Genomic DNA, 9583 nt, shown 5'->3' on the forward strand with positions numbered 1-9583 from the left:
ATACCTACTGAGTTCAATAGGCATGGCTACCCTTTCACTTGCCATTTGGTTGCCGATTGCATTCGGTGTCCTGATCCTCGCCGTGGGGCGTGATGAGCACGCCAATGCGGTGCGTTGGGCCGCGCTGGTCGGCGCATTGCTCGGACTGTTTGCGACCATTCCGCTGATCACGAGTTTCGACACCTCGACGGCTGCCATGCAGTTCACCGAGAACGCGCCCTGGATCGACCGGTTCCAGGTGCGTTACCACCTGGGTGTCGACGGCATCTCGATGTGGTTTGCTCCGCTGACGGCCTTCATCACCGTCATCGTCGTGATCGCTGCCTGGGAGGTCGTGACCGACCGCGTCAATCAGTATATGGGCGCCTTCCTGGTGCTGTCGGGTCTGATGATCGGCGTGTTCTCGGCGCTCGACGGCATGTTGTTCTACGTGTTCTTCGAAGCCACGCTGATCCCGATGTACATCATCATCGGCGTCTGGGGCGGACCGAACCGCGTGTATGCGGCGTTCAAGTTCTTCCTCTACACCTTGCTCGGCTCGCTGCTGATGCTGGTGGCGCTGGTGTACCTGTACTACAAGTCGGGTGGCAGCTTCGACATCCTGACCTGGCACAAGCTCCCGCTGGGCGAGCATGCGCAGACCTTATTGTTCTTTGCCTTCTTTGCGGCCTTCGCGGTGAAGGTGCCGATGTGGCCGGTGCACACCTGGTTGCCTGATGCCCACGTCGAAGCGCCGACAGGGGGCTCGGTGGTGCTGGCCGCCATCATGCTGAAGCTGGGCGCCTATGGTTTCCTGCGCTTCTCGCTGCCGATCACGCCGGACGCGGCTCATCACTGGGCGCCGTTCATCATCACTATTTCGCTTGTCGCGGTGATCTACATCGGGCTGGTCGCGTTGGTGCAGCAGGACATGAAGAAGCTGGTCGCCTATTCGTCGATCGCGCACATGGGTTTCGTGACCCTGGGCTTTTTCATCTTCAACGAACTCGGCATCTCGGGCGGTCTGGTGCAGATGGTGTCGCACGGTTTCGTCTCGGGGGCGATGTTCCTCAGCATCGGCGTGCTGTATGACCGCGTGCATTCACGTGAGATCGCTGCCTATGGCGGCGTGGTGAATACCATGCCCAAATTCGCGGCCTTCGCCGTGCTGTTCGCCATGGCCAACTGCGGTCTGCCGGCGACGGCCGGTTTCGTGGGCGAGTGGATGGTGATCCTCGGTGCGGTGAAGTTCAATTTCTGGATCGGCATGCTGGCCGCCACGGCGCTGATCTTCGGCGCGGCCTACACGCTGTGGATGGTCAAGCGGGTGTACTTTGGTGCCATCGCCAACGATCACGTTCGCGAGCTGACGGACATCAACCGTCGCGAGTTCTTCATGCTGGCCGTGCTGGCCATTGCCGTGATCGCGATGGGCGTCTACCCGAAACCCTTTACCGACGTGATGCATGTCTCTGTAGAAGAGCTCATCAAACACGTGGGCCACAGCAAGCTCTGATCTGGCTGTGACCATTGACCCAATGAAGGTCTGAGTGCAAATGAACGAGATGAATTGGCTTGCGTTGAGTCCGGAGATCGTGCTGCTGGGCATGAGCTGCTTGGTGGCATTGGTGGATCTGTTCGTCACGCATCCGCGCCGGCTGCCCACCTATCTGCTGACCCTGGCCACGCTGGCTGCGGTCGCCGGCTTGCATCTGGGCAATTTCAATGCCGGGGTCACGACCTACGCGATGCAGCACATGGTGGTGACTGACAAGATGGGCCATCTGCTGGCCTTCTTCGCCACGATTGCCGTGTTCGTGACGCTGGTTTATGGCCAAGCTTACGCGGCTGATCGCGACATTCTCAAAGGCGAACTGTTCACATTGAGCTTGCTCTCGTTGCTGGGCATCTCCGTGATGATCTCGGGCAACAATTTCCTGGTGCTCTATCTCGGGCTGGAGCTGATGTCCCTGTCGCTGTACGCGGCCGTGGCCTTGCGCCGGGACAACGCGGTCGCCACCGAGGCCGCCATGAAGTACTTCGTGCTGGGTGCCCTGGCGAGCGGCTTCTTGCTCTATGGCTTGTCGATGCTCTACGGTGCAACGGGTTCGCTGGACATCGGCGAAGTGTTCCGCGTGGTGCAAAGCGGTGCGCCGAACAAGCAGGTGCTGGCCTTTGGCTTGGTGTTCATCGTGTCGGGCCTGGCATTCAAGCTCGGAGCGGTGCCGTTCCACATGTGGGTGCCTGACGTCTACCACGGCGCCCCGACGATCACGACCCTGTTGATCGCGGGTGCCCCGAAGATCGCTGCGTTTGCGATGATCGAACGTTTGTTGATTGAAGGCCTGCTGGGTTCTGCGCAAGATTGGCAGCAGATGCTGATGGTGCTGGCGATTGCCTCGTTGGTGGTCGGCAATCTGGCGGCCTTGGCTCAGAGCAACCTCAAGCGGATGTTGGCCTATTCGACCATCTCGCAGATGGGCTTTGTATTGCTGGGATTGGCATGCGGCGTAGTGGGCACGAACACCTATTCCGGCGCCAACGCCTACAGCTCGGCGATGTTCTACATGATCACCTACGTGCTGACCACCTTGGGCACTTTCGGGTTGATCATGCTGCTGGCTCGCGGGGGTTTCGAGTCCGATGCGATCGCGGATCTGGCGGGCTTGAACAAGCGCAGTCCCGCCTTGGCTGGCGTGATGGCGGTTTTCATGTTTTCGTTGGCGGGCATTCCGCCCACGGTTGGCTTCTATGCGAAGCTGGCAGTGCTGCAGGCTCTGATCTCGACAAACGAGCAGCTATATTTGTATCTGGCTATCGCGGCTGTGATGATGTCGCTGGTAGGGGCCTTCTACTATCTGCGTGTGATCAAGGTGATGTATTTTGATGAGCCTGCCGACGCGTCACGGGTGCTGATTGCCGGTGATGCCAGGATGATGCTCAAGCTCAACGGCGTTGCCGTATTGATGCTGGGCTTGTTCCCTGGTGGCTTGATGGCGTGGTGTACCCAGGCCATCTTGAACGCGCTCTCGACCTGACTGTATTCGGTACGTTCTTCACCGGAAGACAGGCAGTGGACGTCAATGCGGCCATGTGGTGGGTGCTGGCCTTAGGTTTGACCGCGGCCAATCTGCCGTTCGTCAACAATCGCCTGTTTCTGCTGGGGCCTGCGCGGCAACCCAAGACGATCGCGTGGCGTCTGCTTGAATGGCTGATCTACTGCACGCTGGCTACCTTGGCTGGGCGCTGGGTGGAGGGGCTTGTCGGGCAGGTCTACCCTCAAGGCTGGGAGTTTTACGCCGTGCTGGGTTGCCTGTATCTCACGTTCGCCTTCCCGGGTTTTGTGTGGCAACAACTGCGTCGACGGCACTCCGTTTGATGCTGGCCGCGCTCGCCGGGTGAGCCGGTTCGGCGGGGAGAGGTGCATGCCGCTTCCGACGTGGGCATCTTCAGATTCTTTGGCCAGCCATGACTGCCTCCACCCCTCGTGCCGATCTCGTTGATGCCGCTGCGCTTGATCTGACTCGGGATGAGCACTTGCGCGAGCAGTGCATCCAGAGCGAGCAGGCCTATCGCGGGCACTTTCTGGATGTGCGCCGCGACGTGGTGCGCTTGCCGGATGGCGAGCAGGCTCCGCGTGAATATGTGCGGCATCCGGGCGCGGTGATGATCGTGCCGATTCTGGACGATGGCCGCTTGATCATGGAGCGGCAGTTTCGCTACCCGGTGGGGCAGTCGTTCATCGAATTTCCGGCGGGCAAGTTCGACGCCCACGAGGGCGGACTCGTTTGCGGCATGCGCGAGTTGCGCGAGGAAACCGGCTACACCGCCAAGCGGTGGGCGCGTGCCGGCGTGATGCACCCGGTGATCGGCTACGCCAACGAGGTGATCGAGATCTGGTTTGCCACGGGCCTGGTCGCTGGTGAACGCAAGCTCGACGATGGTGAGTTTCTCGATGTGTTTGCCGCCTCGTCCGATGAGTTGGATGCCTGGGCGCGCGACGGCCTGCTCACCGACGCCAAAACGCTGGTCGGGATGTTGTGGCTGGCCCAATGGCGGGCCGGTCGCTGGCCGTTGACGTGGCAGGATGTTGCGCAGCCATGAAGGTCTTGAATCTGCAGTGCCAGCGAGGCCACGGCTTCGAGGGCTGGTTTGAATCGCTGGCGGCGTTTGACGATCAACGCGAGCGGGGCCTGCTTAGTTGCCCGATGTGTGGCGAGTTGCAGGTGACGCGTCTGCCCAGTGCGCCGCGCCTGAATCTTGGGGCGACCCAGCCCGACCGTGCGCCCGAGGCGCAGGAGCTGTCGATCGAGCAACGCGTGCGAGCCATGTGGCAGCAAGCTGTCGAGCATGTCTTGAAAAACACCGAAGACGTCGGGGAGCAGTTCGCTGCTGAGGCGCGGCGCATGCACTACGGCGAAGCCGAAGCACGCAACATCCGGGGCCAGGCCTCGCTGGACGATATGCAGGCGTTGCGGGACGAAGAGATCGACGTCTTTCCGCTGCCCTTGCCGACGCCGCCCAAAGGCACCTTGCAATAACGATCGGGCGCTTGGCGCCGATCAATGGCCTGGGCTGATCAAGCGGCCCGGGTTGAGCAGGTTGTGCGGGTCGAGCGCTCGCTTGATGTGCTGCATCAAGGCCAGCGCGGTGGCGTCCTTGCGGCGCGACAGCTCACCCAGCCGCAATTGCCCAATGCCGTGTTCGGCCGCGATCGAACCGCTGCGTGCCACCACGGCATCGAACACCAGCTCGTTGAGCGCGCTTTCGTGGTCGCGCAAGAACGCGGCGGCATCACCGCCGCCGGCCTGCACGTTGTAGTGCAGGTTGCCGTCGCCCAGATGCCCGAAGGTGATGAGTTCGGCTTGCGGCCAGCGTTGCGTGATCTGGGCGTCAACGTGGGCCACGAAGCCGGGGATGGCCGACACCGGCAGCGAGATATCGTGCTTGACGTTGAGCCCGGCGGCGGCCTGGGCGAGCGGAATCGCCTGGCGCACATGCCACAGGGCGTGGGACTGCGTGTGCGACTGGGCCACCACCACGTCTTGCGCCACCTGTCCCGCCAGCAGCGCATGCAATGTCCGCTCGGCTTGCTCGTGGACGACCGACTCGGCATAGCCTGACGTGAGTTCGACGAGGATGGCCCAAGGTGCGGACGGCGCTTGCGACAGCCCGGCCGCCTGCGCGACTTGGGGCAGGTGATGGCGCACCAGATTCAGCGACGCCCGGTTCATCACCTCGAAGGCGGTGAGCTCGGGGCCGAAGGCGCTTTGCAGCCGTTGCAAGACCTCGACGCACGCGGGCAGATCGACGCAGGACACCCAGGCCGTCACCACGGTCGTGGGTTGCGGGAACAGCCGCAGCGTGGCGGCGGTGATGATGCCGAGCGTGCCCTCGCTGCCGATCAGCAGGCCACGCAGGTTGTAGCCGGTGTTGTCCTTGCGCAGGCCGCTGAGTCCGTTCCAGACCTCGCCTTGCGCCGTCACCACCTCCAAGCCGAGGCACAACTCACGGGCGTTGCCATAGCGCAGGACTTGCGTGCCGCCCGCGTTGGTGGCGAGGTTGCCGCCGATCGTGCAGCTGCCTTCGCTGGCGAGGCTGAGCGGAAACAGCAACCCGGCGTCTTGCGCGGCTTGCTGCACCGCTTGCAGCGTGCAGCCGGCCTCCACGATGAGCGTGAGGTTGGCGGCGTCGAGGCCGCGCAGGCGTTGCAGGCGCTGCAAGCTGAGCACCACCTGGCTGCCGCTGTCATCGGGCACCGCGCCGCCCACCGTGCTGGTATTGCCGCCTTGCGGCACGATGCTGATGCCGTGTTGGGCGCACAGGCGAACCACCGCGGCCACCTGCTCGGTCGAGTCGGGGCGCACCACGGCGAGCGCGCGGCCGCGATAGCGCTTGCGCCAGTCGATCTCGTAGGCGCTGAGGTCGGTGCCCGACAGCACGTGCGGCTCGCCCACGACGGCGCGCAGGGCAGGCAGCACGTGGTCGGCGGTCATGCGCGAGGCGCTCCGGTCAGACGCAGTCGGACGTAATAACCGCAGGCGGCAAACAGCGTGAGGCTGAGCCCGAGCTCGATGGCCGACAGCGTGACGACGCGGCCGGTTTCGCTGCTGATGCGCAGCAGGCCTTCGGTCACGTAGAGCCAGACCAGCAGCGAGGTCCAGCGATAGGTGTAGAGCCGGTGCTTGAGCAGACCGGCCACCGCCAGCGTCAGCGGCAGCACCTTGAGCGCCAGCGAGCCGCTGCCGCCGGGTAGCCGGGCGAGCCAGAGCTCCCAGGCCAGGCCCAGCGCGATCAGACCGATCACGCAGCTCACCGCCACGAAGCGGGCCACGTTGAGCGCGCGCAGTCGAGATTCTTCATGCATTGACATGGCTGGCATCATAGCCACCATGAGTTTCGACGCTGCATCCGCCAGCCGCGCCGCGCAACGGTGGCGCGAGCACACCAGCCAGCTGGCTCACACCCTGCGCACCTGGCCGTGGCGCGACACCGCGCACACGTTGCGCCAGCGTTTTCGCGAAGACCACTTGGCCATGACCGCCAGCAGCCTCACCTTCACCACCACCATCGCGCTGGTGCCCATGCTCACGGTGATGCTGGCGGCGTTCACGGCCTTCCCGATGTTCGGGCGGTTTCGCACGCAGCTCGAACGCTACTTCGTGCAGGGCCTGGTGCCCGACAGCATCGCCAAGCCGGTGCTGATGGCGCTCACGCAGTTCTCGGACAAGGCCAGCCGCCTCGGCACCGTCAGCCTGGTGGCGCTGGTGGTGTCGGCCCTGATGCTGATGCTCACCATCGACCGCACGCTCAACGACATCTGGCGGGTGCGCGCGCCCCGGCCCCTTGCGCAGCGCGTGCTGGTCTATTGGGCCGCCGCCACGCTGGGGCCCTTGCTGCTTGGCTTCAGCCTCTCGGTGTCGTCGTATGCGATCTCGGCATCGAAAGGGTGGGTCGGGGCGCTGCCAGACTGGTGGCACGTCGTGCTCGACCTGGCCGAGTTCGCCTTGCTGGCGCTGGCCATGACGGGCTTGTATCGCGTGGTGCCCAACACTTATGTGACGTGGGGGCATGCGTCGGCGGGCGGTTTGTTCGTGGCGATCGGCTTCGAGCTGGCCAAGCGCGGCCTGACGCTGTATCTGGGCAAGGTGCCTGTTTACTCGACCATCTACGGCGCGTTCTCGGTGGTGCCGATCTTCCTGATCTGGCTGTACCTGAGCTGGGTGATCGTGCTGATGGGCGCCGTGATTGCCGCCTACGCGCCGAGCATCCAGATGCGGGTGGTGCGGCGCCCCGACACGCCCGGCGGAGCCTTTCAGCTGGGTGCGATCTTGCTGCGCGAGCTGGTCAAGGCGCGGACCACCGAGTCGCGCGGCTGCAGCCTGGACCAGTTGTCGCACACCCTGCGCATCGACCCCTTGCAGATCGAACCCGTGCTCGAAGCCTTGGTCGAGCTCGATCTCGTCGGGCGTCTCGACGAAGATGGAGCGGCCCGCTACGTGCTGCTGGTGGACCCGGCCGAGACGCCGGCGGCGCCGCTGATCGCGCGCCTGCTGCTGCGTCCTGCGCCGGTGGTCAATGGTCTGTGGCACCGTGCCGGACTCGACGGCCTGAAGCTCGCCGACGTATTGGCCGATTGACGGTCAATTTGACGACCGCGGCCCATGCTGCGCTGCACGAAAGTATTCGCAACCGGTGTGACGCCGTTGGCGGCACGCGGGCCGGACACGCCCGCATTCGGGTCGCCCCGGGGCTTCCGCCACCAGGCGAGTGGGACTATATTGAGCCATCAACCCCCGTTCACCTCGTGAGGAGACACGCATGAAAGTCAGTGACATTCTTCGAGTCAAAGGCAGCGTGCTGTACACCGTTTCGCCCGACCAGCCGCTGTCGGCAGCGGTCACCACCATGGCCGAGCACGACATCGGCTCGCTGGTCGTGATGAGCCACGGTGATCTGGTGGGCATGTTGACCTTCCGCGAGGTGATGCGGGCCGTAGTCAAGAACGGGGGCACCTGGGGCGGCACGCTGGTGCGCTCGGCCATGGACGATCACCCGCTCACCTGCACGCTCGAAACCGAGATGGACGAAGTGCGCCGCATGATGCTCAACCGCCATGCCCGCTACATGCCCGTGCTCAACGGCCGCATGCTGATGGGCGTGATGTCGTTCTACGACGTGGCCAAGGCGGTGGTGGACGCGCAAGATTTCGAGAACCGCATGCTCAAGGCCTACATCCGCGACTGGCCGGTTGAAGAGGGCGAGCAGCGCCCCGAAGCCGCCTGAGGCGGCGCGGGCATCTCACAGTCAGGCCAGCGGCTGCGCGGCCTGTCAAAATAGCGGGCGGGCGCATACCGCCCGTTTTTTATTGGCACCGCGAGAATCCCCACCATGGCCGGCAGCACGTTTGGACAGCTCTTTTCCGTCACCAATTTCGGCGAGTCGCACGGCCCGGCCATCGGCTGCGTGATCGACGGCTGCCCGCCCGGGCTGGAGCTGAGCGTCGATGACATCCAACCCGATCTTGACCGCCGTCGCCCCGGCACCTCGCGCCACGTGACGCAGCGCAACGAGCCTGATGCCGTCGAGATCCTGTCCGGCGTCTTTGAGGGCAAGACCACCGGCACGCCGATCTGTCTGCTCATCAAGAACACCGACCAGCGCAGCAAGGACTACGGCAACATCCTGCAGACCTTTCGCCCCGGTCATGCCGACTACACCTACTGGCACAAGTACGGCATCCGCGATCCGCGCGGTGGTGGCCGCTCGTCGGCGCGCCTGACGGCCCCGATGGTGGCGGCCGGCGCCGTGGCCAAGAAGTGGCTCAAGCAGCAATACGGCACCGCGTTTCGTGGCTGCATGACGCAGCTCGGCGAGATCGAGATCCCGTTCGAGAGCTGGGATCACGTGCCCCACAACCCCTTCTTTGCCGCCAATGCGTCGAGCATCCAGCAGCTCGAGGACTATATGGACGCGCTGCGCAAGGCCGGCGATTCGTGCGGGGCGCGTATTTGTGTCGAGGCCACCGGCGTGCCCATCGGCCTGGGCGCGCCGCTGTTCGACAAGCTGGATGCCGACATCGCCTACGCGATGATGGGCATCAATGCCGTGAAGGGCGTCGAGATCGGCGCGGGCTTTGCCAGCGTGGCGCAAAAGGGCACCGAGCACGGCGACGAACTGACCCCCGGCGGCTTCAAGTCGAACAACGCGGGCGGCGTGCTCGGCGGCATCAGCACGGGGCAGGACCTGCGCGTGTCGATCGCCATCAAGCCCACCAGTTCGATCCACAGCCCCAAGGACTCGATCGACTTGAGCGGCCAGCCGTCGGTCGTGCAGACCGTGGGGCGCCACGACCCGTGTGTGGGCATCCGGGCCACGCCGATCGCCGAGGCGATGCTGGCGCTGGTGCTGATCGATCACGCCTTGCTGCAGCGGGCGCAGTGCGGTGATGTGCGGGTCGATACCCCCCGTATCGCGGCGCAGCGCGATTGATTCTTCGCGCCGCAGAAAAAAAGGTTCATCGAGGATTTCCGGGGAAGGCTGCGCGGATCTTGAGAAAGAAGTACTCCTCGTCGCGGTAGCCATAGGCCCGTCGTTTGATGAC

10 protein-coding genes are annotated in these 9583 nt (G+C 64.2%); 8 read left to right on the top strand and 2 right to left on the bottom strand.

Annotated elements, in window-relative coordinates:
- Positions 1 to 22: 22 nt before the first annotated feature.
- The 5 genes from ACE3SS_RS09045 (at position 23) to ACE3SS_RS09065 (ending at position 4520) form a co-directional block, all read left to right on the top strand.
- Positions 23 to 1495 (top strand): NADH-quinone oxidoreductase subunit M, encoded by a 1473-nt coding sequence (locus ACE3SS_RS09045; protein ID WP_374593088.1) that lies wholly within the window; start codon positions 23 to 25, stop codon positions 1493 to 1495.
- Positions 1496 to 1535: 40 nt separating this feature from the next.
- Positions 1536 to 3017 carry an NADH-quinone oxidoreductase subunit NuoN gene (gene nuoN / locus ACE3SS_RS09050; protein WP_374593090.1) on the top strand — a complete coding sequence of 494 codons (1482 nt, stop codon included), beginning with the start codon at positions 1536 to 1538 and terminating at the stop codon, positions 3015 to 3017.
- Between the two features lie 35 nt (positions 3018 to 3052).
- Positions 3053 to 3358 (top strand): DUF2818 family protein, encoded by a 306-nt coding sequence (locus tag ACE3SS_RS09055; RefSeq protein ID WP_374593092.1) that lies wholly within the window; start codon positions 3053 to 3055, stop codon positions 3356 to 3358.
- Between the two features lie 89 nt (positions 3359 to 3447).
- A complete protein-coding gene (locus ACE3SS_RS09060) occupies positions 3448 to 4083 on the top strand; it encodes an NUDIX domain-containing protein (RefSeq protein WP_374593094.1) in 636 nt (211 codons plus the stop codon).
- Positions 4080 to 4520, top strand: coding sequence for a DUF1178 family protein (locus ACE3SS_RS09065; RefSeq protein WP_374593096.1), 441 nt, complete (start codon positions 4080 to 4082; stop codon positions 4518 to 4520). Before ACE3SS_RS09060 ends, ACE3SS_RS09065 begins: the two co-directional genes overlap by 4 nt.
- Before the next feature lie 21 nt (positions 4521 to 4541).
- Here ACE3SS_RS09065 and ACE3SS_RS09070 read toward each other — a convergent pair whose 3' ends face one another.
- On the bottom strand, positions 4542 to 5975 hold the full coding sequence (locus ACE3SS_RS09070) for an FAD-binding oxidoreductase (RefSeq protein WP_374593098.1): 1434 nt from the start codon (positions 5973 to 5975) through the stop codon (positions 4542 to 4544).
- Positions 5972 to 6352, bottom strand: a complete 381-nt coding sequence (locus tag ACE3SS_RS09075; protein ID WP_374593100.1) for a DUF2069 domain-containing protein — start codon at positions 6350 to 6352, stop codon at positions 5972 to 5974. Before ACE3SS_RS09075 ends, ACE3SS_RS09070 begins: the two co-directional genes overlap by 4 nt.
- A gap of 19 nt (positions 6353 to 6371) precedes the next feature.
- Between ACE3SS_RS09075 and ACE3SS_RS09080 the strand changes: the two genes are divergently transcribed.
- The 3 genes from ACE3SS_RS09080 (at position 6372) to aroC (ending at position 9471) form a co-directional block, all read left to right on the top strand.
- On the top strand, positions 6372 to 7619 hold the full coding sequence (locus ACE3SS_RS09080) for a YihY family inner membrane protein (protein WP_374593102.1): 1248 nt from the start codon (positions 6372 to 6374) through the stop codon (positions 7617 to 7619).
- 181 nt (positions 7620 to 7800) lie between these two features.
- Positions 7801 to 8265, top strand: a complete 465-nt coding sequence (locus ACE3SS_RS09085) for a CBS domain-containing protein (RefSeq protein ID WP_374593104.1) — start codon at positions 7801 to 7803, stop codon at positions 8263 to 8265.
- Positions 8266 to 8370: 105 nt separating this feature from the next.
- Positions 8371 to 9471: a chorismate synthase gene (gene aroC / locus ACE3SS_RS09090; RefSeq protein ID WP_374593106.1), complete on the top strand. Its 1101-nt coding sequence runs from the start codon at positions 8371 to 8373 to the stop codon at positions 9469 to 9471.
- Positions 9472 to 9583 lie beyond the last annotated feature (112 nt).

The organism is Aquabacterium sp., from assembly GCF_041915145.1.
In the GTDB taxonomy this organism is placed as follows: Bacteria; Pseudomonadota; Gammaproteobacteria; order Burkholderiales; family Burkholderiaceae_C; genus Aquabacterium.

Bases quoted from the DNA above. Each gene is read 5' to 3' on its own strand.
- ACE3SS_RS09060 (WP_374593094.1), top strand. From the start codon at position 3,448: ATGACTGCCTCCACCCCTCGTGCCGATCTCGTTGATGCCGCTGCGCTT.
- nuoN (WP_374593090.1), top strand. From the start codon at position 1,536: ATGAACGAGATGAATTGGCTTGCGTTGAGTCCGGAGATCGTGCTGCTG.
- ACE3SS_RS09080 (WP_374593102.1), top strand. From the start codon at position 6,372: ATGAGTTTCGACGCTGCATCCGCCAGCCGCGCCGCGCAACGGTGGCGC.
- ACE3SS_RS09065 (WP_374593096.1), top strand. From the start codon at position 4,080: ATGAAGGTCTTGAATCTGCAGTGCCAGCGAGGCCACGGCTTCGAGGGC.
- ACE3SS_RS09070 (WP_374593098.1), bottom strand. From the start codon at position 5,975: ATGACCGCCGACCACGTGCTGCCTGCCCTGCGCGCCGTCGTGGGCGAG.
- ACE3SS_RS09045 (WP_374593088.1), top strand. From the start codon at position 23: ATGGCTACCCTTTCACTTGCCATTTGGTTGCCGATTGCATTCGGTGTC.
- ACE3SS_RS09085 (WP_374593104.1), top strand. From the start codon at position 7,801: ATGAAAGTCAGTGACATTCTTCGAGTCAAAGGCAGCGTGCTGTACACC.
- ACE3SS_RS09075 (WP_374593100.1), bottom strand. From the start codon at position 6,352: ATGTCAATGCATGAAGAATCTCGACTGCGCGCGCTCAACGTGGCCCGC.
- aroC (WP_374593106.1), top strand. From the start codon at position 8,371: ATGGCCGGCAGCACGTTTGGACAGCTCTTTTCCGTCACCAATTTCGGC.